27 protein-coding genes are annotated in these 23,142 nt (G+C 43.7%); 19 read left to right on the plus strand and 8 right to left on the minus strand.

Annotation, left to right across the window (positions count from 1 at the left end):
• The first annotated feature begins 2 nt into the window (after positions 1–2).
• The 8 genes from EDD70_RS03890 to EDD70_RS03925 all read left to right on the plus strand — a co-directional run bounded on the left by EDD70_RS03890 (position 3) and on the right by EDD70_RS03925 (position 7,819).
• The gene (locus EDD70_RS03890) at positions 3–1,400 is read left to right on the plus strand and encodes a V-type ATP synthase subunit B (RefSeq protein ID WP_092752832.1); all 1,398 of its coding nucleotides are present in this window, start codon (positions 3–5) and stop codon (positions 1,398–1,400) included.
• 18 nt (positions 1,401–1,418) lie between these two features.
• Complete coding sequence (locus EDD70_RS03895) at positions 1,419–2,042, plus strand: V-type ATP synthase subunit D (RefSeq protein ID WP_092752830.1); 624 nt, start codon at positions 1,419–1,421, stop codon at positions 2,040–2,042.
• 345 nt (positions 2,043–2,387) lie between these two features.
• Positions 2,388–3,620 carry a YibE/F family protein gene (locus tag EDD70_RS03900; RefSeq protein WP_242943088.1) on the plus strand — a complete coding sequence of 411 codons (1,233 nt, stop codon included), beginning with the start codon at positions 2,388–2,390 and terminating at the stop codon, positions 3,618–3,620.
• Positions 3,621–3,681: 61 nt separating this feature from the next.
• Positions 3,682–4,512: an Mrp/NBP35 family ATP-binding protein gene (locus EDD70_RS03905; RefSeq protein ID WP_092752826.1), complete on the plus strand. Its 831-nt coding sequence runs from the start codon at positions 3,682–3,684 to the stop codon at positions 4,510–4,512.
• 363 nt (positions 4,513–4,875) lie between these two features.
• Positions 4,876–5,115, plus strand: coding sequence for a FeoA family protein (locus EDD70_RS03910; protein ID WP_092752823.1), 240 nt, complete (start codon positions 4,876–4,878; stop codon positions 5,113–5,115).
• A gap of 66 nt (positions 5,116–5,181) precedes the next feature.
• On the plus strand, positions 5,182–7,203 hold the full coding sequence (gene feoB, locus EDD70_RS03915; RefSeq protein ID WP_092752821.1) for a ferrous iron transport protein B: 2,022 nt from the start codon (positions 5,182–5,184) through the stop codon (positions 7,201–7,203).
• A 40-nt stretch (positions 7,204–7,243) separates the two neighbouring features.
• Positions 7,244–7,420: a FeoB-associated Cys-rich membrane protein gene (locus EDD70_RS03920; protein ID WP_092752819.1), complete on the plus strand. Its 177-nt coding sequence runs from the start codon at positions 7,244–7,246 to the stop codon at positions 7,418–7,420.
• A gap of 15 nt (positions 7,421–7,435) precedes the next feature.
• Positions 7,436–7,819: a metal-dependent transcriptional regulator gene (locus EDD70_RS03925; RefSeq protein WP_092752816.1), complete on the plus strand. Its 384-nt coding sequence runs from the start codon at positions 7,436–7,438 to the stop codon at positions 7,817–7,819.
• Between the two features lie 51 nt (positions 7,820–7,870).
• Here the strand turns inward: EDD70_RS03925 and EDD70_RS03930 are convergent, their stop codons facing one another.
• From EDD70_RS03930 to ylxM, 7 genes are all read right to left on the minus strand, one after another.
• On the minus strand, positions 7,871–9,061 hold the full coding sequence (locus EDD70_RS03930) for an iron-containing alcohol dehydrogenase (RefSeq protein ID WP_092752814.1): 1,191 nt from the start codon (positions 9,059–9,061) through the stop codon (positions 7,871–7,873).
• Positions 9,062–9,460: 399 nt separating this feature from the next.
• The gene (trmD, locus tag EDD70_RS03935; protein WP_092752811.1) at positions 9,461–10,201 is read right to left on the minus strand and encodes a tRNA (guanosine(37)-N1)-methyltransferase TrmD; all 741 of its coding nucleotides are present in this window, start codon (positions 10,199–10,201) and stop codon (positions 9,461–9,463) included.
• A complete protein-coding gene (gene rimM, locus EDD70_RS03940) occupies positions 10,191–10,706 on the minus strand; it encodes a ribosome maturation factor RimM (RefSeq protein WP_092752809.1) in 516 nt (171 codons plus the stop codon). Before rimM ends, trmD begins: the two co-directional genes overlap by 11 nt.
• Before the next feature lie 148 nt (positions 10,707–10,854).
• Positions 10,855–11,088: a KH domain-containing protein gene (locus tag EDD70_RS03945; RefSeq protein WP_092752807.1), complete on the minus strand. Its 234-nt coding sequence runs from the start codon at positions 11,086–11,088 to the stop codon at positions 10,855–10,857.
• An 18-nt stretch (positions 11,089–11,106) separates the two neighbouring features.
• Entirely contained in the window at positions 11,107–11,349 is a 243-nt protein-coding gene (rpsP, locus tag EDD70_RS03950) for a 30S ribosomal protein S16 (RefSeq protein WP_092752805.1), read from the minus strand.
• Positions 11,350–11,428: 79 nt separating this feature from the next.
• Positions 11,429–12,790, minus strand: a complete 1,362-nt coding sequence (ffh, locus tag EDD70_RS03955) for a signal recognition particle protein (RefSeq protein WP_092752803.1) — start codon at positions 12,788–12,790, stop codon at positions 11,429–11,431.
• 20 nt (positions 12,791–12,810) lie between these two features.
• Positions 12,811–13,170: a YlxM family DNA-binding protein gene (gene ylxM / locus EDD70_RS03960; protein ID WP_092752800.1), complete on the minus strand. Its 360-nt coding sequence runs from the start codon at positions 13,168–13,170 to the stop codon at positions 12,811–12,813.
• Between the two features lie 215 nt (positions 13,171–13,385).
• Here ylxM and EDD70_RS03965 point away from each other — a divergent pair, with 215 nt between their 5' ends.
• On the plus strand, positions 13,386–13,883 hold the full coding sequence (locus EDD70_RS03965; protein ID WP_123811011.1) for a hypothetical protein: 498 nt from the start codon (positions 13,386–13,388) through the stop codon (positions 13,881–13,883).
• A 150-nt stretch (positions 13,884–14,033) separates the two neighbouring features.
• Here the strand turns inward: EDD70_RS03965 and EDD70_RS03970 are convergent, their stop codons facing one another.
• Positions 14,034–14,495, minus strand: a complete 462-nt coding sequence (locus EDD70_RS03970) for a hypothetical protein (RefSeq protein ID WP_092752795.1) — start codon at positions 14,493–14,495, stop codon at positions 14,034–14,036.
• 326 nt (positions 14,496–14,821) lie between these two features.
• Between EDD70_RS03970 and EDD70_RS03975 the strand changes: the two genes are divergently transcribed.
• From EDD70_RS03975 to EDD70_RS04020, 10 genes are all read left to right on the plus strand, one after another.
• Positions 14,822–16,018, plus strand: a complete 1,197-nt coding sequence (locus EDD70_RS03975) for an AI-2E family transporter (protein ID WP_092752793.1) — start codon at positions 14,822–14,824, stop codon at positions 16,016–16,018.
• Positions 16,019–16,027: 9 nt separating this feature from the next.
• Positions 16,028–16,747: a DUF554 domain-containing protein gene (locus EDD70_RS03980; protein WP_092752791.1), complete on the plus strand. Its 720-nt coding sequence runs from the start codon at positions 16,028–16,030 to the stop codon at positions 16,745–16,747.
• Positions 16,748–16,951: 204 nt separating this feature from the next.
• Complete coding sequence (locus EDD70_RS03985) at positions 16,952–17,215, plus strand: HPr family phosphocarrier protein (protein WP_092752789.1); 264 nt, start codon at positions 16,952–16,954, stop codon at positions 17,213–17,215.
• Positions 17,216–17,339: 124 nt separating this feature from the next.
• Positions 17,340–19,178 (plus strand): excinuclease ABC subunit UvrC, encoded by a 1,839-nt coding sequence (gene uvrC / locus EDD70_RS03990; RefSeq protein ID WP_092752788.1) that lies wholly within the window; start codon positions 17,340–17,342, stop codon positions 19,176–19,178.
• A 104-nt stretch (positions 19,179–19,282) separates the two neighbouring features.
• Complete coding sequence (gene rsmD / locus EDD70_RS03995) at positions 19,283–19,858, plus strand: 16S rRNA (guanine(966)-N(2))-methyltransferase RsmD (protein WP_423230117.1); 576 nt, start codon at positions 19,283–19,285, stop codon at positions 19,856–19,858.
• The gene (gene coaD / locus EDD70_RS04000) at positions 19,858–20,343 is read left to right on the plus strand and encodes a pantetheine-phosphate adenylyltransferase (protein WP_092752784.1); all 486 of its coding nucleotides are present in this window, start codon (positions 19,858–19,860) and stop codon (positions 20,341–20,343) included. The genes rsmD and coaD overlap by 1 nt, the downstream gene beginning before the upstream one ends.
• 28 nt (positions 20,344–20,371) lie before the next feature.
• Positions 20,372–20,824, plus strand: a complete 453-nt coding sequence (locus tag EDD70_RS04005; protein WP_092752782.1) for an ATPase — start codon at positions 20,372–20,374, stop codon at positions 20,822–20,824.
• A 288-nt stretch (positions 20,825–21,112) separates the two neighbouring features.
• The gene (gene mraZ / locus EDD70_RS04010; RefSeq protein ID WP_092752780.1) at positions 21,113–21,532 is read left to right on the plus strand and encodes a division/cell wall cluster transcriptional repressor MraZ; all 420 of its coding nucleotides are present in this window, start codon (positions 21,113–21,115) and stop codon (positions 21,530–21,532) included.
• Positions 21,533–21,548: 16 nt separating this feature from the next.
• Complete coding sequence (gene rsmH / locus EDD70_RS04015) at positions 21,549–22,472, plus strand: 16S rRNA (cytosine(1402)-N(4))-methyltransferase RsmH (RefSeq protein ID WP_205408585.1); 924 nt, start codon at positions 21,549–21,551, stop codon at positions 22,470–22,472.
• A gap of 61 nt (positions 22,473–22,533) precedes the next feature.
• Positions 22,534–23,013, plus strand: a complete 480-nt coding sequence (locus EDD70_RS04020; RefSeq protein WP_092752776.1) for a hypothetical protein — start codon at positions 22,534–22,536, stop codon at positions 23,011–23,013.
• Positions 23,014–23,142 lie beyond the last annotated feature (129 nt).

A 23,142-nucleotide genomic window follows, 5' to 3' on the forward strand; every position in this document is an offset into this window, starting at 1 on the left:
CAATGAGTCTTCAATTTGTGGGACTAAGCGAAATAAACGGGCCTCTCGTTGTGCTGGATCACGTCCCTTCGGTGGGATATGACGAGATGGTGGAATTAAAAATGAAAAACGGCGCTGTACGCTTGGGGCGTGTGGTTGAGGTAGAAGGCGAGCGTTGTGTTATTCAGGTGTTCGAGGGTACCAACGGTATTTCGCTCACTAATGCAACCGTGCGCTTGCTTGGTCATCCTATGGAAATGCCGCTGTCTGCCGAGATTTTAGGCAGAACGTTATCGGGTGCAGGTAAGCCAATCGATGGATTGGGCGATATCTATGCCGAAAAACGGGAAGATATCAACGGCAAACCGCTCAACCCCGTAGCAAGAACCTATCCTAAAAACTATATTAACACCGGTATATCCAGTATTGATTGTTTGATGACGCTTATCCGTGGGCAAAAGCTGCCTATTTTTTCGGGTTCCGGTATGCAGCACAATAAACTGGCAGTACAAATTGTGCGTCAGGCAAATATCGCAGAAGAGTCTGGACAAAAATTCGGTATTGTATTTGCTGCAATGGGCGTTAAAAACGATGTTGCCGATTACTTTAAACGTTCGTTTGAAGAATCGGGCGTAATGGATAAGGTGGTTATGTTTTTAAACCTTTCCAACGACCCTATTATCGAGCGTATTCTAACCCCGCGTTGTGCACTAACGGTGGCAGAATACCTTGCGTTTGAGCACAATATGCACATTCTGGTGGTTATGACGGATATGACCTCTTATTGTGAGGCGCTGCGCGAATTTTCATCCTCCAAGGGTGAAATCCCGGGCAGAAAAGGCTTCCCAGGTTACCTTTACTCCGACCTTGCTTCGCTGTACGAAAGAGCAGGCGTCATTGATACCGCGCAAGGCTCGGTTACTCAAATCCCCATTCTTACTATGCCGAACGACGATATCACCCATCCTGTGCCAGACCTGACGGGATACATCACCGAGGGGCAGATTGTTCTCGACCGTTCTCTCGACCAGATGGGTGTGTATCCGCCCATTTCTATATTGCCGTCGCTTTCTCGTTTGATGAAAGACGGTATCGGTGAGGGATACACCAGAGCAGACCACTCTGCTGTATCAAACCAGCTGTTTGCATCTTATGCTAAGGTGCAGGATGCAAGAGCCTTGGCGTCGGTCATCGGCGAAGAGGAGCTTTCGGATACCGATAAGCAGTATGTCCGTTTCGGCAATGCGTTCGAGCGGCATTTTATCAATCAGGGCTTTACCGATAACCGCAGTATCGAGCAAACATTAAATCTTGGCTGGCGCTTGCTGTCGCTTTTGCCGCGCGAAGAGCTCGATCGTGTAGAAAGCGAGCTGTTGGATAAATTTTATAACCCTGAGGATGCCAAAGATCTTCTTGCATAAAAGGGAAGGTGAGGATGTATGAACCAGCAGGTATTTCCGACTAAAGGCAACCTGATTGCAACCAAAAAAACGCTCTCGCTTTCAACCATGGGCTACGATTTGCTCGACCGCAAACGCAACATCCTCATTCGCGAGATGATGCTGCTGATTGACAAGTCCAAACTTTTGCGCAGAGAAATCGACGGCACCTACGAGCGTGCCTACCGTGCATTGCAGCATGCCAATATGACGCTTGGCGTGATAGAAAACATCGCCCGAACAGTGCCTGTGGATGATGGTATAAAACTGCACTTTCGCAGTGTTATGGGTGTGGATATCCCCATTGTGGATTACCACGACGAGGAACCGGAGCTTTCTTACGGCTTTCTTGATACCAATTCGCAGCTTGATTATGCTTACCGCTGCTTTCATGAAGTGAAAAAGATGACGGTGCTGCTTGCAGAGGTAGAGAACAGTGTTTATAAGCTGGCGAATGCCATTGTAAAAACACAGCGCCGTGCCAATGCACTGAAAAACGTAGTCATCCCCCGTTTGGAGGAAACAACAAAATTCATCACCGATTCACTGGAAGAAAAAGAGCGTGAAGAATTCAGCCGTCTCAAAGTGATTAAGGCAACGAAAACGAAAAATGCCAACGATTAAAAAGGGGGATGCTTTTGCATCCCCTATTTTGTAATACTAAACTGCAATCAAATCATTGATTTCATTGCAGTATGCCCAGCATTGCTGTGCTGCATTTTGTGCAAGCACAAAATCCGTTTTATGCAAACGCCTAATTTTTATAGAAGTTTGGTATAAGATGAATTGTTTTTTATAAAAATACAATTTTATGTTTTGTTTTGCACCTGTCGCGGTATTGATAGAATATAGCATATTTACCAATGCTATAAATTTTTTGTTAACATACGCGTTCTGCAACAGTTTTTCTTTGAGAATGCAATCTTAGTATGTTAAAATAAAAAGGTTAACGCGAAAGGGTGAGCTGTTTTGAATTTTAATATAAAGCTGGATAAACAAAAACGTAACCGTGCAATTGTTTATGTACTTACCGTTTTGTTCTCTGTTTTGTTCATTTATTATGGCAATCAGTTTGCTTCTCAAGGAATGCAAATATTCGAGGGTGCAAGCATGGAGAAGCCTGTAAAGGCACAGGTAGTTGCCGTGCAAAAAAGAAGTACCGACAGTTTTACGTTGGACCAGGGAGAAACTGCGGTACAAAACATCTTAATCGAATTTTCGGCTAAAATATTAAACGGGTGGCAAAAAGGGCAGGTTGTGCAGTGCAACCAAATGATTGACGGCTTTACACCCATCGGCAACAAAGAGGTAGAAGCGGGTGACCGTGTGCTCATCTTTAATTCCGACCCCTCCTCTGCAAGCAGTGTGTGGATGTTTTGGGATTATATACGCACAGATACGCTGCTGATATTGGGGCTTGTGTTTATGGTGCTGCTGTTGTTGTTTGGCAGAGGCAAAGGCGTTAACACCATTATATCGCTGGCTTTTACATGTCTTGCGGTATTTGCGGTATTTATTCCATCCATACTATCCGGTAAAAATGCTTATATTTCGTCGATTGTAATTTGCTTATTCACCATTATAATGACCTTGCTGATTGTAAACGGTGCGAATGCAAAAGGGCTGGCAGCAGGAATTGGCTGTTTGGGGGGCGTTTTGGTCTCGGGTGCACTCACGCTGATTATGGATTATTTTTTAAGGCTGACAGGGCTTGTAGATGAAGAATCAGTGTTCCTTTTGTATATGGAAACCCCAAAACCAATTGACCTGAAAGCAATTATTTTTGCGGCTATTATCATCGGTGCGATGGGTGCGATTATGGACGTTGCCATGTCTATTGCATCTTCACTTGCAGAGGTGCGCGAAATTATGGAGGTGCCAACCTTTGGCGCACTCATGAAATCGGGCATTCAAATCGGGCGGGATATTATGGGCACGATGGCGAACACCCTTGTGCTTGCATATATCGGCAGTTCGCTTTCCATGGTACTGCTGCTCATTGCCTATAATAAATCTTTGCTCGGCCTGCTTAACAAAGAAATGATTGTAGTTGAAATTTTGCAAACTTTGGTGGGCAGTATGGGTATACTATTTACCATACCGCTTACATCGGCAATTTCAGCATTTGTATATACGCGCCATGCAAAAACGGCGGATAAAGATAGTTCTGCTTTATTGGAAGGGCAGGACGGACAACCTTGACAACTATCGTAAAAAAACTTAAAATTATTCATATGTAATTTCAAAGGAGATGCAAAATCCAATGAGCGAAGAATGTACCCATGATTGTTCAAGCTGTTCTCAAAATTGCTCGAGCCGAGAAAAAAGCCCTAAAGATTTTTTAGAGCAGCCGCACGAATTAAGTTGTATCAAAAAAGTAATTGGTGTTGTCAGCGGCAAAGGCGGGGTAGGTAAAAGCCTTGTTACCGGCATGCTGTCTGTACTGATGAGGCGCAAAGAGTATCATGTGGCTGTGCTGGATGCGGATATCACAGGACCGTCTGTACCCAAAATGTTCGGTATCCACGAGCACGCGTGCGGCGATGAATCGGGCATTTACCCTGCAAAAACCAAAACAGGCATTGATGTAATGTCGGTAAACCTGCTGTTGGAAAACGAAAGTGATCCGGTTATCTGGCGCGGGCCTGTCATTGCCGGTACTGTAAAACAGTTCTGGACAGATGTTATTTGGAATGACGTAGATTTTATGTTTGTGGATATGCCCCCGGGAACCGGAGATGTTGCGCTCACGGTGTTTCAGTCTATACCGGTGGATGGCATTATCATTGTTACTTCTCCGCAAGAGCTTGTTTCGATGATTGTGGAAAAGGCAGTCAATATGGCAAAGATGATGAACATCCCCATTCTTGGTCTTGTTGAAAACTACAGCTACATCGAGTGCCCCGATTGCGGCAAAAAAATGCCGGTGTTCGGCGAAAGCCACATCGACGAAACCGCACAAAAATTTGGGCTGGATGTACTTGGTAGATTGCCCATTGACCCGCAGCTTGCCAAGAACTGCGACGGTGGTGTAATTGAACTGTTTGAAGGCAACTGGCTCGATAAAGCAGCCGATAAAATTGAAACGTTGTAGATAAAAATGACAACATGCAGTATAGCCATCCCAAATTCTATGTACAATAGGGTTTGGGGTGGCTTTTTTGTTTGATTTGTGTGTCAATAATAGAGGTGGTAGAACTTTATTGTTGGGCAACTGGGTGGTTGGGTTTTTTGTATTATGGCTTTCGTTTTAATGTAAATGCTATCATAGTGTACAAATTTTATTAATATTGAGCATCAAACTTTTGATTGCAGAGGTTGCCATTATATTGACAAAAAGTAATACCTAGATTATAATAATGTTAGACACGGATAACATTTTGTTATCCGTAAAATAAGCACCTTATGTTAGCTTAAGCTAACAATATACAACAAAAAGTAAAAGGGGATTACCCATATGAATAAAAAAAGCAAAACCTTAAAAGATTTGCACCCCGGGCAGAGCGCAAAGATTGTATCCATCGGCGGCGCAGGGGCACTCAAACGTCGCCTTATCGATATGGGGTTAACTCCCGGTTGTGACGTTTTTGTGCGCAAAGTAGCACCACTGGGCGACCCTATCGAAATCAATATCCGCGGTTATGAGCTTTCGCTGCGCAAAGACGATGCAAAAAACATTCTTCTACTATCTGAATAATAATCGGCATATTCTTCAAAGGACGAGTTTACAGCGGCATCAACGCCGAAGAAAGGCTGAAAGCATATGAGCTATACAATTGCATTGGCGGGCAACCCGAACTGCGGCAAAACCACTTTGTTTAACGAGCTTACCGGCTCGAACCAATATGTAGGCAACTGGGCGGGTGTAACGGTAGAAAAAAAAGAGGGTAAAACGGTACACAATGGGGTGGAGTTACTAGTCAACGACTTGCCCGGTATTTACTCGCTGTCTCCCTACACGATGGAAGAGGTTTGTGCGCGCGATTACATTATGAACGATGACCCCGACGTAATCATTGATATTGTAGACGGCACGAATATCGAGCGCAATTTGTACCTTACCATTCAGCTGATGGAGCTTGGCAGACCGATGATTATCGCGATGAATATGATGGATGATGTGGTGCAAAAAGGGGAGCACATCGATTGTGAAATGCTTGGTAAACTGTTGGGTGTTCCGGTTATCCCCATTGTTGCGCGCAAGGGCGAAGGCTTAAAGCAGCTGATGGACGAGGCGGTACGTATTGTTACTTCGGGCGAGCAGCAGCATTATCAGATTAAATACGATTATAATACGCAAAATGCCCTCAATGATATTCTGCTGATCCTGCTCGAGAATAAAAGTACTTCCGACCATCACATCCAATTCTATGCCAGTAAACTGCTGGAGGCAGACTCATCGATTGCCGACCTGCTCAAACTTACCGACAGCCAGCGCAAACGCATAGAAGACGTTATCTTGCGTTATGAGGCAACCTCGCAGTATGGCGACCGCGATACCATGCTTGCAGATGCACGTTATAAGTATATTACCGAGTTAGTGGGTAAAACTGTCACGAAAAACACAACTCCCGGCTATTTAACCAAGTCGGACAAGATTGACCGTATTGTAACCAACCGTGTGCTCGCACTTCCAATCTTTTTACTTGTAATGTTTTTGATGTTTTCAGTGGTATTTGGTCCTATCGGCGAAGGGCTGAAAGCAGCTGTAGAGTGGCTGATAAACGGTTTGATTACTCCTGCTGTAGAACGCATCCTAATTTCTGCGGATGCCCCTGCTTGGACGTTCAGCCTCATACTAGATGCAGTCATCGGCGGTGTGGGAGGTATATTGACGTTCTTGCCGCAAATCATGTTATTGTTTTTATTCCTTTCTATTTTAGAGGACAGCGGATATATGGCGCGTGCGGCGTTTATTATGGACCGGCTGCTGCGTAAACTGGGGCTAACGGGTAAATCGTTTATCCCTATGTTAATGGGGTTTGGCTGTACGACGCCCGCAGTAATGGCGGCACGTACGATGGAAAATGATAAAGACCGTAAACTCACCATTATGCTTACACCGTTTATGTCGTGTGGTGCAAGGCTGCCGATTTATGCGCTGTTTGCGGGCATCTTTTTTGAGGAACATCAGGGACTGGTTGTGTTCTCGATGTATCTGCTCGGCATTGTAGTTGCCATTGTAGTGGGGCTTATTTTAAAGCACACCCTGTTTAAAGGCAACGCGGCGCCGTTTGTTATGGAGCTGCCCACTTACCGAATGCCCACGCTCAAAAGTACCATGCTGCATATGTGGGATAAGTGCAAGGGCTTTCTTGTTAAGGCGGGAACTGTTATCTTCTCGATGAGCATTCTAGTATGGATTATGCAAAACTTTAGTTTTTCACTGAATATGGTAGAAGATAGTTCTATCAGCATGTTTGGTCAAATCGGGGCATTCATTGCACCGGTGTTTATTCCCCTTGGTTTTGGTACATGGCAGGCGGCGGTTGCTCTGCTTTCGGGTATCGTAGCAAAAGAAGCGGTGGTTACCACAATGAGTGTTTTGTACGGGGCGGGCGGTTTGGCACTGCAAGCGGTGTTGGCAACACAGTTTACGCCCCTTTCGGCTTATGCGTTTATGGTGTTTAGTTTACTTTATATGCCGTGTATTGCCGCATTTGTATCCATTCGCCGTGAAATGAACTCGCTGAAATGGGCTCTCGCCACTGTGCTGATGGAAACGGGTGTAGCTTATGTGGTTGCACTATTGGTGTATCAAATTGGCAGCCTGTTTGTGAGATAGCCTGCGTAAAACCGCAGGTGAACAGAAAAGGGATGTTTTTATGGCAAAATATATTATTATCGGTATTTGCATTCTCCTGATTGTATTGGCTCTGGTGCTTTTTGTACGAAATCTTCGCAATATGGCAAAAGGTAAGTGCTGCGAGGGTTGTAAGGGGTGTTCGCAGCGCGGCAGTTGCGGCATCGTTCCTCCCGAAGAGGAAAACAAGCAAGATTAAAAAGGGGAATTTTCAATGAGCGTGATTAGAGAAGCAGGCGAGGATTACCTTGAAGCAATTCTGCAAATTGAAAAGATAAACGAATGTGTGCGCTCGGTTGATGTGGCAAATCGTCTTGGTGTGTCGCGCCCCAGTGTGAACAAGGCAATCGGAATTCTGCGTGAGGCAGGCATGGTAGAACAGCAGCCTTACGGTGATATTAAGCTTACCGAAATGGGGCGAGAACGTGCCGAGGCGGTATCGCGCCGCCATGCGCTCATCAAACGCTTTTTGGTGGAGGCACTGCAGGTAGAAGAAATGGTTGCCGAACAGGATGCGTGCAAGATGGAACACGCAATCAGTGCCCAGACGATGGCACGCTGGGCAGAGTTTGTTGCAAAATATTTAGAAGATAATTAAAAACAAAAAACGGACAGATAAGCATCTGTCCGTTTTTATATGTACTGATTTTTAGAAATCTACTTCGGTACCGTAATAGCAGCATTTTAAGAGTTTTTCCATCTCTTCTTGAGTAGGAATTCTCGGGTTGGAACCGGTGCAGGCATCGCCAATTGCAAGCTCTGCTACTTGAGGCAGTTTCTCTAAGAACTCATCCTCGGGCACCATGCCGTTTTCATAATCTTTAATGCATTTAGGGATACTGAGAGCAACATTGTACTCATCAATCTTATCGCACAAAGCTTTTACCAATTCTGCTGTGGTAGCACCTTTTAACCCAACAAATTTTGCGATTTGTGCGTATCTCTCGGCGGCTACCGCGTTTTTAGCATTGAACTTGATAACCTGCGGCAGATACATAGCATTTGCACAGCCATGAACGATGTGCCCGTTTTTGTAAGCTGCACCGGTTTTATGTGCCATAGAATGGACAATGCCGAGAAGTGCGTTAGAAAACGCCATACCTGCTAAGCACTGTGCATAGTGCATCTGCTCACGAGCTTTCATATCACCTTTGTAAGACGCCTCGAGATACTGAAATACCATTTCGATGGCTTTTAGCGCCAATGGGTCGGTAAAGCAGCAGTTTAGGGTTGATACATAAGCCTCAACAGCGTGGGTGAGCGCATCCATACCGGTATGTGCGGTTAGTTTAGCGGGCATGGTTTCAGCCAAATCGGGGTCAACAACAGCAACATCGGGGGTAATATTAAAGTCTGCCAACGGATATTTAATGCCCTTGGCATAATCGGTAATAACCGAGAAAGCGGTAACCTCGGTTGCAGTACCCGATGTAGAGGGAATTGCGAGGAATTTTGCCTTTTTACGCAGTTCGGGGAAAGAGAACGGCTGGATGATTTCTTCGAAGGTAGTTTCGGGATACTCGTAGAATACCCACATCGCTTTTGCAGCATCGATGGGGGAACCGCCGCCGATGGAAACAATCCAGTCGGGCTGGAACTCACGCATTGCAGCAGCACCCTTCATGACAGTTTCTACAGAAGGATCCGGCTCAACATTTTCGAAAAGCTGCACTTCCATACCGGCTGCCTTTAAGTTGTTTACAACTTTGTCCAAAAAGCCAAAACGCTTCATAGAGCCGCCGCCTACTACCACAATTGCCTTTTTGCCTTTTAAATTTTTCAGTTCTTCAATTGCACCGGGGCCATGATAAATGTCTCTTGGTAATGTGAAACGTGCCATGATAAACTCCTCCTAAAAATTTTATAATCAAAGTTTTGGATACACAAACGGCTCTGCCCGAGTACAGAGCAGAGCCGATGTGCGCGGGATTATGTATCGTGTGTGTTAGGGTTCATAAGATAGCCTTCTGTGTAAAACTACCTTTGTTAATATTTTATCATTTATTCAAAAATCAAGGTAATGTAAAATTGATATGCCCTATATGCTTTATAAAACATAATAACTGCAGAGCACTTATAACTATAATTTTTGTTAGGAACAGATAACTGCTGCGTTAATTTACGGTTATTCTATTGATTCTGATATGCGGTGCGAAATTTGCCTATGGGCAAAGCCGCACATCATCAATTTTATCAAAACGCTTCGTGCTTTGATATAATAAAAGAAACAGTGAAGCTCTTAGTCCTTCACTGTTTCTTTTCGTTTTGCAAGGTATTCCAAATCTTGATTGTTCAAAGGGGCAGTCTTGAGCATATCAGGGCGCTTGCGCAAGGTGCGTTCAAGCGATTGCTCTCTGCGCCATTTTTGTATATTGGCGTGATGCCCGCCCAAAAGCACCTCAGGTACCTGCCTGCCGTTCCAGTTAGCAGGGCGGGTATATTGCGGATGCTCCAGCAGACCGTTAAAATGGCTTTCATCGGTAAAGCATTCATCGCTAGAAAGCACCCCATCACACATTCTGGCAATGGTATCGGTAACAACAAGTGCAGGCAGTTCACCGCCTGTGAGCACATAATCCCCGATGGAAAGCTCTTCGTCAACGATTTCTTCAATCACGCGTTCGTCCACACCCTCGTAGTGTCCGCATAAAATAAAGAGGTTATCCATCTTAGAGTATTCAACCGCCATTTGCTGTGTAAATTTTTTACCCTGAGGGGACATATAAATGACATGCGGTTTTTTGCCGATACTCTCCGCTACATCGCAATAGCAGCGGTAGATAGGGTCTGCCTGCATTACCATACCCATCCCGCCGCCAAACGGTGCATCATCTACACGGCGGTGCTTATCATCGCTGTAATCGCGGATATTGTGGCAGTAAATCTCGATATGCCCCGCACCCCTTGCCCGCCCGATAATGCTCTCGGAGAGAACGGTCTCGCACATTTCAACAAACAGCGTTGCAATATCAATTCTCATCAAACAAGCCCTCCAACGGACGAATCATCATCAAATTGGCTTGCAAATCGGTGCGGAGTACCACTTGCTTGATGGCGGGAATGAACTTGTCGGCTTTGCCCTCTGCACGGATGTGATAAACGTCATTTGCGCCGGTTTGCGATACATCACAGATGGTACCATAAATTTCACCGGTATCGGCATCCTGTACCTGCATTCCAATCAAATCCTGCACAAAAAAATCTCCTTCGTCCAGTTTGCAGTCATCGCGGTTAATGTACAAGGTTTTTCCGCGCAGTTTTGCTGCATCCTCAACGGTATCAATCCCTTTGATTTTAGCAATTACTACGTTTTTATGCACACGCACACGCTCGGCTTCAATGCTATTTGTGCCGTTTTTATCCAAATAAAACCGCTTGAAATCGCAAAGAAAATCGGGGGTATCGCTCCAAGGATTGATTTTTACTTCACCGCGTATGCCGTGCACCGAAACGATTTCACCTGTATCTAAGAATTGTTGTATCATAGCTTACCTCAATTCAATTTGATTAATTTATCAATTCATTGCTACTCTTTTAAAGAGCAGCCTATCATTTTTTTTATTGCGAAAGAACCCCTTTATAGAAAACGAATGGGAAAGCAGTAAGCCCTCCCATTCGTACGTAATTGTCAGGTTAGTCGATTTCCACAGCGACCTTGATGTCCTTGCGAACAGCCGCCGCCTTCATAACAGCGCGGATTGCTTTCGCAATTCTGCCCTGCTTGCCGATAACTCTGCCCATATCGTCCGGTGCCACATGCAGATGATACACAATGGTACCGTCCTCCAACGGGCTGTCCGTTGTGATATTAACAGAGTCTTTATCCTCGACAAGACCCTGTGCGATTGTCTTCAGAAGCTGTTCCATTTTCAACCTCCCACAGCATTAGATAACGCCGTTAGCTTTTAGCAATGATTTTACGGTTTCTGTTGGTTGTGCACCGTTAGAAATCCATTTTTTTGCTTTTTCCTCGTCGATTTTTACGATAGAAGGATTCTTTGTAGGATCGTAGTAGCCTACTTCCTCAATGAATCTGCCATCTCTCGGGTATCTCGAATCTGCAACAACAATACGATAGAAAGGCGCTTTTTTAGCACCCATGCGGCGCAATCTTATTTTAACAGCCATTTCTGTCACCTCCATAGTTTTTTTAATTTTTAAATATATTCTTACACACAGCGCAAAACGCAATATGTAATAACCTGTTTTATAATCCGAACGGAGAGCCGCCGCCCATACCGCTCATCATGCCACGCATGCGTTTGCCTTTTTTTCCCATACCGCTGAATTGCTTCATCATTTTTTGCATTTGTTCAAATTGGCGCAGCAAACGGTTGACATCTTCTACCTTTGTGCCGCTGCCCGCCGCAATTCTGCGCTTGCGAGAAGGGTTTACGATAGCCGGCTTTGCACGTTCTGCTTTGGTCATCGAGTTGATGATGGTTTCAATCTGACGAAGCTGTGCTTCGCCCTGTTCGGCTTCTTCATCTTTAATGGCACCTTTTACTCCCGGAAGCATCGAAAGCACCTGGCTGAGGGGCCCCATTTTGCGTATTTGCTTCATTTGTTCAAGCAAATCATCCAAATCAAAAGAGTTTTCTTTTAACTTTTGTGCCATCTTTTCCGACTTACCCAAGTCGAGTTGTTCCTGCGCTTTGTCAATCAAGGTGAGCACATCGCCCATACCCAAAATGCGAGAAGCCATGCGGTCGGGGTAAAACGGCTCGAGATCCTCCAGTTTTTCGCCCATACCCACAAATTTAATCGGCTTGCCTGTAACAGCGCGTACCGAAAGTGCCGCACCGCCGCGGGTATCACCATCTAGTTTGGTAAGAATAACACCGTCAATCCCCAGTGCCTCGTCAAAACTTTTTGCAACATTTACTGCATCTTGACCGGTCATAGAGTCGATAACAAGCAGTATTTCGTTGGGTTTGAGTTCGGATTTAATGTTTTTAAGCTCGCCCATCAGCTGCTCATCAATGTGCAGACGACCGGCGGTGTCGAGAATGACAATATCATGTCCATAGTCTTTTGCGTGCGAAATCGCTTTTTTTGCGATGGTGACAGGGTCAATCTGCCCCATTTCAAATACAGGCGCGCCAACTTTTTCGCCTACCACCTTAAGCTGATCAATTGCAGCGGGGCGGTAAACGTCACACGCTACAAGCAGCGGGCGCTTGCCCTGCTTTTTAAAGAATTTTGCCAGTTTTGCAGAGTGCGTGGTTTTACCCGAACCCTGTAAACCGCACATCATAATAATAGTGGGGATTTTGGAAGAAAAATTGATTCTGCTGTTTTCCGCACCCATGAGCGTGGTTAGTTCGTCATTAACAATTTTAATAACCTGCTGTGCGGGAGTAAGGCTGGTTAATACATCCGAGCCGATAGCACGTTCGGTTACGGATTTGACGAAGTCTTTCGCCACCTTATAATTGACGTCGGCTTCAAGCAATGCAAGGCGAACTTCGCGCATTGCCTCTTTGACATCAGCCTCGGATAATTTTCCTTTGGAACGCAGCTTTTTAAACGCGGCAGAAAGCTTATCCGACAGTCCCTCAAATGCCATAGTTGTTCATTCCTTTATGGTTAATTATTCAGCTCGGTTGCGATGGTAATAATAGCCGAAGCCCTGTCCGCAATCTGCCCCGAATAGTGGTATTCTTTGTTGTAGAACTCAATGTCCTTCGCGCACTGAACAATCTTGGTGATTGCCTCCTGCACTTCGCGAAACTTTTTGGCAAGCCCCAAACGCTCTTCCATTTCTAAAAGCACTGCTTCGCCGCGCTTAATAGAATCTCGAACGCCTTGGCGGGTGATGCCCTCGTGGTCGGCTATTTCAGAGAGAGAAAGATCCTCATTGTAGTAAAGTTCGATAACCTCTTTTTGCTTATCGGTCAGAATATCGCCGTAAAAATCTAAAAGCAACGAGATTTTAAGGTTTTTCATCGAACTCTCTCCTCCCAACGCTCAAAGTGTAAAGCGTTTTACTTTACATCAACATTTAGTATTATACCGTATTTACACAATGCTGTCAACGTATTTTTTATTACATTTTTTGACTTTTTATTTCAGAAAATGTAAACAGGTTCACATATCGTTTCATTGTAACCATCTTGATTTTATGGTATAATTTGGCGTATAACTTGATGGGATGTGCTGAATTGAAAAATAAATTGTTAAGAGTACCACTGGTATCTTTGGTGGCAGGATTGATACTTTCTGCAATAGAACATAATGTTGTTTTGCGAATGGTGAAAGATTCAACGGAGTGGACATTGAAAATGGGAGATACCGTATATTATTTTTCTTTGGTTTTATGTGTTGTGTTATTCATTGCTGCGGGGCTATTTTGTTTTAAAGATATGACAAAAAAAGAAATTGCAAAATCTGCGTCCCTTGTTGTGCTGTACCAAATCATTGTTTTGGTGGCAGAGCAGCTTTTTCAAATGTTTGCAAGCTATTCCATAACATTCATGTATCTGTTTGTTCCCGTCAGCCTTTATACTACTCTGTATCAGATGCTTTTAAAAAATCTGCCGCTGTCATCATTTATTCTGATTATACCAAGCATGTTTACACCTTATCTTTTTATACTCTTTGGCAATAAAGACGTTGAGAAGCTAAAAACTGAGATGAAAAGTACAGACACAGCACAATAATGGTATCTATCTGTCAACCGGTAGAGAAAAGCACAACGATTATTAGAACGAAGGCGCATACGAATCATTTATCATTCGCTTTTACTCTTTTACAAAAATACCATGTAAAAGGTGCCCCATGCATTGCACGGGGCACCTTTTGTTCGTTTTTTATTTTGCCTTTTTCATAAACACCCATGTAAAGATATAACATAAATAAGCAAATACAACGGTAAATAAACAAACAACAAACGAAGTAAAATTAAACATATTGCCAATAAATATAAGGGCAACCATCATTACAGAAAGAAATATTTTAAAGGCTGCTGCCATAGCTTTGTCGTTGATTGAATCGGTAGTTCTGCCTAACTTTTCGGCAGCTGTAGCGGCAAGCTTGTCCCTGTTTTTTAACAGCAGTGCCATCTTAACTGACGAGCCTGTGCCATAAATGAACAGCCCTGCACTAACACCTACAATGTAAGCTTGATAAATATCAAATAAGCCGTTATAATGCGACGTCAGCCACCAAGCAAGCAGCCCTGCACCAATGAAGGCAATCACAATGTAGCTTGCAAACTGCAATTTCATTTTCTTTTTATACACCAAAATTTGTTGTGATAATTCGTTCTCCATTAAGAGCACTCTCCTCAAAAGCAATACTACCAGTATACCGTTTAAACCAGATAGTTTCAATGACGCTTCGGTTACAAAAGCCAGTCAAAGTGATAAATACATATGCACCAGCCAATGCAGAAAATCTTTTTCCTATGCAAGCATACACCTGTGTTATGAAATGGCAATTAGCATATTATGACAAAAACGTGAATAATGGAGCAGAAAGGTATGCAAAAATTTCTTTTCTCTACATTGTAAAGCGGACATGCATCTTGTATAATAATGGATAGAATAACAAGAATAAGAAAGAGCGCATTTTAAGTAGAAAGCAGGAAAAAACACGAATGAGAAAACTCGATTCTCCAACCAAATATAAAATTAGAACATGGATTGTCATCAGTACGTATGTGGTACTGTTATTTTTTGTGCTGTTCAACGCACGCTATTTTTTGGGTGCCGCATCCAAGCTGTTAAGCATTATCAGACCGTTTTTTGTGGGGTTTGGCATTGCGTTTGTGCTTAACGGGCCGATGAAAGCCATCGAATCACGCTTGTTTATAGGTAATACCAGCAAGTGGGGAGAAAAACAGAAACGCTTCCTTGCAATGCTGATTACTTATGCACTCTTTTTAATGATTTTCACTTTCGTAATTTCGCTTGTGCTGCCTCAAATAGTAACGAGCATTACCATATTGATAAATAATTTTCCGCAATATTTAGAGAGCTTGCAAAATACAATTAATGAACTGATGAACCGTTTTGGTATCAGCAGCGATCTTGTGCAAAACTTTTTGGGATCTTGGGAAGATATCCTGATAAAGGTTACCAAGCTGTTAAGCAACGCGCTGCCTCAGGTAATGAATTTTACAAAATCACTTACAACTGGGGTATCAAACCTGTTTATAGGCTTCATCGTTTCGATCTATCTGTTAGCGGGTAAAAAACGTTTTATACAGCAGATAAAAAAGTTCCTCAACGCTTATTTATCCGAACTGCACCGCGACAGAATGCTGCGTTTGGGCAACATAGCGTATACCACATTTAACGGCTTTATTTCGGGGCAATTGTTGGATGCTATGATTGTAGGCGTTTTATGCTTTATCGGTATGAACCTGATGCCTCTATCGGACGCTGTCAACCCTTATTTGGTGCTGATTTCTACGATTATTGCCATCACCAACATTATACCAATATTCGGTCCATACATCGGCGGAATACCCTGTACCTTGATTATTTTAATGGTAGATTTAAAAAGTGCCATTTGGTTTGTAGTGCTCATTGTGTTGATTCAAACGGTGGACGGCAACATCATTCTGCCCAAAATCGTAGGGGATTCCATCGGTCTTTCGGGTTTTTGGGTTATGTTTGCAATCATATTGGGCGGCGGATTTTTCGGGCTGCCGGGTATGATTTTTGGCATTCCTACTTTTGCCGTTATTTATAAGATAGCAGCGATTATAACCAATAAACGGCTTGCAAAAAAACAGGCACAAAAGGAACTGCTCAATAAAGGGGATCATACTATAACAACAGGGGAGTAGGCAAAACAAATGATAGGAACAATTGTTAATACGGTAGCAATTGCATTGGGCGGGCTGATTGGCTTGCTGATTAAACGTGGTGTACCAAAGCATGTAGAAGATGCAGTGATGTCCTCGCTGGGTATCGGAATTCTGATTGTAGCGCTTAACGGCGTACTTTCCTCAATGATTACCGTATTGCCTTCGGGCAAGTTGAGGGACAGAGGCGGGCTGCTGCTTATCATCAGTTTGGCAGTTGGCACCTTGATCGGTGAACTTTTAAAGATTGATGACCGGCTGAACCTTTTGGGAAGAATGATTGAAAACAAGCTGAAAGTAGATGGTTTTGCAAAAGGTTTTATCAGTTCTTCGCTTATATTCTGCGTTGGTGCAATGTCCATCATCGGGCCGCTTAACGACGGGCTGCGCGGTGACTCAAGTGTACTGTTTATAAAAAGTGCACTCGACGGCACCACGGCACTTATTCTTGCATCCACTTTAGGGGTGGGGGTGCTGTTTTCTGCAATCCCTGTATTACTCTATCAAGGCACCATCGCCATGCTTGCAGGTGTACTTACCAAAGCAGTGTCCGACGATTTGTTGTCGATGATATGTATGGTGGGATATGCCATTGTTCTTTGTATAGGGCTAAACTTTATTGGCAGCAGCAAAATTAAAACAGCCAATATCATACCTGCTTTGTTGGTTCCTGTAGTGTATAACATGCTGATGATGTTGAAAACTTTGTAGTAATTATGTACAAACGATGCGCGCTTGTTCTATGTGTATCTATAAAAACAACAGAATTTCTTTCAAATACCCCAAACAAGCGCTATTATCCGTTGACGAAAAAATCCAGTATGCTATAATTAAAACATACAAGTATGCTAACGTTCCTGCGCAACACACATTTTGATTAATAAACCATATATATTGATTTGGGAGAGTATGATTATGTTTGTAAAAGATGTTACTGTTCAAAACCAGGTTGGTTTACACGCGCGCCCCGCTACTTTTTTTATTCAAAAAGCAAATGAATATAAATCGTCTATCTGGGTTGAAAAAGAAGAACGCAGAGTCAATGCGAAGAGCCTTCTTGGCGTGTTGTCTCTCGGTATTGTAGGCGGTACCAATATTCGTATTATTGCAGACGGCTCTGATGAGCAGGCTGCTGTTGAGGGTCTTGTTAAATTAATCGAATCCGGCTTTACAGAGTAATTTTTCAAACATAGCCGCTGAAGGCAACCAATTTACTTCAGTGCGTACATTTTATATTAGCAATAGCAACAATTGCGCTGTCATCGTTTTGGCAGCGCTATTTTTTTCTAGGGAGGGCGACAGGATGAACAATGACAGGCTTCCGTACCTTCGAAATAAAGTGAAAAAGCTGCCGCTGGACCCCGGCTGCTATATCATGAAAGACAAAAGCGGTACCATCATATATATTGGTAAGGCAAAGGCGCTCAAAAACAGAGTATCCAGCTACTTTCGCAGTGTAGAAAAACACACAGATAAAGTGTATAAAATGGTTGAATCGGTATATGATTTTGAGTATATCGTCACAGCCAGCGAGTTTGAAGCCCTTGTGTTGGAATGCAGCCTTATCAAAGAATATACGCCAAAGTACAATATTTTGCTCAAGGATGACAAGGGTTACTTTTATGTTAAAATTTCCGCTCCTCCGTGGGGCAGAATTACGGCAGAAAAGCAAAAATTGGATGATGGAGCAATTTATTTAGGGCCGTATACTTCTTCGTTTGTGGTAAGCCAGACGGTGGATGAAACCAATAAAATTTTTATGCTGCCAACCTGTAACCGCAAATTCCCGAATGAATTCGGCAAAGGCAGGCCTTGCCTGAATTTTCACATCAAACAGTGTATGGGTGTTTGCCGGGGCAAAATTACGGAAAAAGAGTATCAACAGGTGATTGACTCGGCAGTAGAGTTTATTAAAAACGGCAGTACGCAGGCAATTGATAAGCTAACCGATGAAATGATGGTTGCAAGCGAGAATATGGAGTTTGAGAAAGCTGCTAAGCTGCGCGACCGCATCAATGCCATCAATCGTATTACCGAACATCAGAAGGTCATCTATACCAAAGCCGATAATCAGGATATCATCGGGTTTGCGCAGTTGGATAAGCTCACCTGTGCCGCAGTGCTGAAATTTCGCAACCAACGCTTGGTGGATAAGGATGACTATATTTTCACTGATGCCGGTGAATTGAAGCAGTTCCGCGGTGAATTTATCACAAACTATTACAGTTCGCATACAGACCGCCCAAAAATAGTATCTGTAGACGGCGAATTTGACGATATGCCCATCATCGAACAGTATCTTACACAGCAAGCGGGGCATAAAGTTACCCTGCACATACCCAAACGCAGCGAGGGCTATCAGCTAACCCAGATGGCGCGCAACAATGCCGCACAGCGCCTGTCGCACGAAACAGAAAGAACAGGCAAAGAAGTTGCCGCATTGGATGAGCTCGCACGTCTGCTGGGGCTGAAATCGGCACCTGTTTACATCGAGGCATACGACATTTCGAATATTGGTTCCGATACCATGGTGGCGGGGATGGTGGTTTTTGAGAACGCCCGTCCAAAAAAAGAAGCATATAAAAAATTTTCTATTAAGTCTCAGTTTACTCCGGACGATTATGCATGTATGCGTGAGGTAATCACCCGCCGCTTCAACCGTTATTTTGAAGAGCAAGAAACGGGCAGAGGTTTTGGTAAAAAACCCGATTTGATTCTGCTTGATGGCGGCAAGGGGCATGTGGGTGTCATCCGTCCGTTGCTTAGCAAAATGGGGTTGGGCGACATTCCTGTCTTTGGTATGGTAAAGGATGATAAGCATAAAACGCGTGCCATTGCTGAGGATGGCGGCGAGATTGCAATCAATTCTAACCGCACAGCATTTACTCTTGTTACAAAAATACAAGATGAAGTACACCGTTTTTCCATCACTTATTCACGCAGCAAACATAAGGCAACTGCATTCGAACTGAGTCTCACCAAGGTGGATGGTATTGGCGAGAACAGGGCAAGAGCGTTGTTCAAGCACTTTAAAACGGTAAAAGCGATGAAATCTGCCACTTGTGAAGAGCTTGCCGAAGCACCTTCTATGACGGTTAACACTGCAACAAATCTTTACAATTTTCTCCATGAAAATAGTTAATTTTTACCAATTAGCATATTTGCAGTTGACAGCTTATCAAAATTAACCGATAATATTACGTGTACACTTTACTGTAAAAATAATAGTTTTGGATTGAAAGCGGCTTGGGTCTGCTTAAAGGAGTTACAAAAATGAGAGTGATTACAGGTACGGCCCGCGGACGAAAACTCGTCACCCCGGAAGGACTGGACACGCGGCCTACAGCTGATAAGGTAAAAGAATCGATTTTTTCAATTATACAATTTGATATTCCGGGTGCAAATGTGCTCGATTTGTTTGCCGGTTCCGGTCAGATGGGGATTGAAGCACTTTCGAGAGGTGCCGAAGGCGCAACGTTTGTAGACAGTGCAAAACTTTCCATTACTGCGGTTAAGCAGAATCTCGATGCCACAGGGTTTATCGGTAAAGCAAAAGTTTACCCCATGGAAGCAAAAACATATTTACTAAGTGCTGCCGATCGCTATGATATTGCTTTTTTAGATCCGCCTTACCATCTCGGGCTGGTGGCAGCTGTTTTACCTGGTGTGGCTAAGCTGATGCGTGAGAACAGCATTATTGTGTGTGAAACGCAAGCAGACGAAAAATTGCCGGAATCCGTGGAGAACTTTACCTTGCGCAAAACCTATCGTTATGGCAGAATACTGGTACATGTTTACAAAAACGAGGGGGACGTTGATTAATGCGAATTGCAGTTTGCCCCGGCAGCTTTGACCCGGTTACAAAGGGACACCTAGACATTATTCACAGGGCATCCAAGCTGTTCGATAAAATCATTGTGGTTGTAGTTATCAACCCAGACAAACACCCTAGCTTTTCGGCTGAAGAGCGAATGGACATGATACGCCGTGCAACTACCGATATCCCAAATATGGAGGTAGATAATTTCTCAGGGTTGCTGATGGATTATGTACGAGATAAAGGTGCGGTTGCGATTGTAAAAGGTTTGCGCGCAGTAACCGATTTTGAATATGAGTTTCAGATGGCACTAATTAATAAAAAGCTTAATCCGCAAGCGGATACTTTGTTTTTAACCACTGCTACCGAGAATATGTATCTTAGTTCCAGTATTGTAAAGCAAATCGCTTCATTTGGCGGCGATATCACCGATTTTGTACCCGGAGTAATTGTTACAGAAGTAAAGGATAGGCTGTGCCGCTCGATCTAAAACACCTTAGAATCAAGGAGGTTTTAATATGAATGTGGAAGAAATTCTGGATATGCTGGATGAAATGATTGACCGTGCCTGGAATTTGCCAATGACAGGCGGACGATGTGTTTTGGATGCAGATAAAGTGCGGGACTTGCTTGATGATATTCGCGCAAATATGCCTCCTGAAATTTCTCATGCAAAAAAAATAGTAGCTGACCGAGGCGAAATTATTGCAGAGGCAAAACGTGAGGCAGAAGCGATTGTGCGCCGTGCTGAAGAGCGTGCAAAATCTCTTGTTGCACAAGAAGAAATTATGCGCCAATCACATCAAAGAGCACAAGAAATGATAACGCAGGCACAGATGAAATCGCGCGAGATGCGTCAAGTGGCACAGGAGTTCGCCGACAAAATGCTTAAAACCACCGAAGATGGACTTGCTAAGTCGCTGATGGAAGTAAAAAGTACGCGTCAGGCTTTGCGTAATACAAAAAAATAACTCGGTTCTTATTAAATATTTCGAAATTATGAGACGGCTTGTATGCCGTCTCTTTTTTATTTTGTATGACGTTGTCGATTGAAATGAAGAAATCTTTGGTTTTTATAGCTGTTTGTGCATGTTTTGTTAAAAGCTGTTGGAATCCGCATCAAATGCCGAAAAAAGGGGTTGAAAAAGAAAATATAATCATTGCATTTATGAAAAAATATCGTTATAATAAAACTATGGTGGTGCAAAGTGGGGCGAAGTGGTTTATAAACCCTCAAAGTGAAAGGCAGGTGGCGGAAAATGCTAATCGGCGAATATGCTCACAGCTTAGATGCGAAGGGCCGCGTCAATTTTCCTGCCAAAATGCGCGAACACTTGGGGGAACACTTTATTCTTACCAAAGGCCTTGACGGCTGCCTGTTTGTTTATGCAATGGATGAATGGGGAAGACTGGAAGAGAAGATTAAAGCGCTGCCCATGAGCAAAGCAAGAACGTTGCAGCGTTTTTTATTCTCGGGTGCTGTCGATGTTGAACTTGATAAACAAGGCAGAATTGTGATACCGCCTAATCTGCGCGATTATGCCGAGCTGAGCAAAGAGGTTATGATTATTGGTGCCTCTGTGCGAGCTGAGATTTGGGACAAAGAAAAATGGCAGAAGAGCTGCGAGGAGCTGACCCCCGAAATGGTCGAACAGGCTATGGAGGAATTGGGTTTCTGATTGGAAAGGATTGACTATGGAGTTTCATCATATTTCGGTCATGCTAAACGAATGCATCGAGGCATTGAACATTAAACCCGATGGCATTTATGTTGACGGTACGGCGGGCGGTGCAGGGCACTCCTCACACATAGCGGCAAAGCTTACCACCGGCAGATTGCTCGCATTAGATAAAGACCCCGATGCAGTCAGAACAGCAACCGAACGCCTTGCTGAATACTCTTGTGCTCAGGTAGTGCAAAGCGATTTTGCACAGCTGCCGCAGGTTCTCGATTCTCTCGGAATTGATAAAGTCGATGGGATTCTGCTGGATTTGGGAGTTTCGTCGCACCAATTGGATACCGCCGAGCGTGGGTTCTCTTACTTACAGGATGCAAAGCTCGATATGCGTATGAGTCAAAGCGGCGTTAGCGCCTATGATATTGTCAACACCTATTCCGCAGATGACTTGGCGCGGATTTTACGCGAGTTTGGTGAAGAAAAGTTTGCTTGGAAAATTGCACAGAACATTGTAAAAGACAGAGAAAAAGCACCGGTAGAAACAACGTTGCAGCTACTGGAGATTATCAAAAAATCGGTACCTGCTGCCGTTAAGCGCGAGGGAAACCCCGGAAAAAAAACATTTCAGGCAATCCGCATAGCGGTAAATGGAGAACTTGAAAGCTTATCTACCGCGCTAGACACCGCATTTGACCGTTTAAATACAGGCGGGCGTTTCGCCGTTATTACCTTTCATTCGTTAGAAGACCGGATGGTAAAACAAAAATTTGCGGCGTACACCAAAGGGTGCATCTGTCCGCCGGATTTCCCTATATGTGTTTGCGGCAGAACGCCAAAAGGCAAGCTCACACCGCGCAAACCCATTGAGCCTACTGCCCAAGAATTAGAAGTAAACCGTCGCAGCAGAAGTGCAAGGTTAAGAGTTATTGAAAAATTGTAATTAAAATAAATAAATAAAAAAAGATGTTAAACTGTTTTTAAATAAAGGGAGGACGAACAAAATGGCTGTATCACAAAACAATACCTCGGCATATGATCTTTCGCTGTTTGAAGAACGCAAAGAACGGCGTACAATCAAAGTCATTAAAAACAACAATCCAACACCCAGCCTTTTGTTCGGCTTATCCCCCGCAACAGTGCTGTTTACTGCAATTATTGTTGTTGCAATTACTTCACTGTTTATTTATAACAATGTGGTACTTACCGAAATTGGTGCACAAATTAACTCCGTTGCGGCTGAAGCCGCCGATTTGGAAAGCGAGCATGTGCGGCTACAGGCCTCGCTTGAAAATAAATTGTCTGTTAAAAATATTGAAACAAGCGCTGAAAATTCTATGGGGCTTGTTAAGATGGACAGAAGTCAGATCGAATACATTAATTTGGCACCAAATGACGTCGTTGAGGTAGCAGAGCAAGATTTGGCGAATGGGAACCTGGTAGAGAAGGTTATAGCCAAAATAAAGGAATACCTTAACAAGTAGGAAAATAAGTATGGAGTGGATCCTAAAAGAGTTAAGGATGTTATATTCTTGACTCTTTGCTTTTTTGCGGACAAAGTCCGCCATAGGTCGAGTAAAACAGACAGGATTCGACCACGGAAAGGGGATATG

Source organism: Hydrogenoanaerobacterium saccharovorans (assembly GCF_003814745.1).
GTDB classification, from domain to species: domain Bacteria; phylum Bacillota; class Clostridia; order Oscillospirales; family Ruminococcaceae; genus Hydrogenoanaerobacterium; species Hydrogenoanaerobacterium saccharovorans.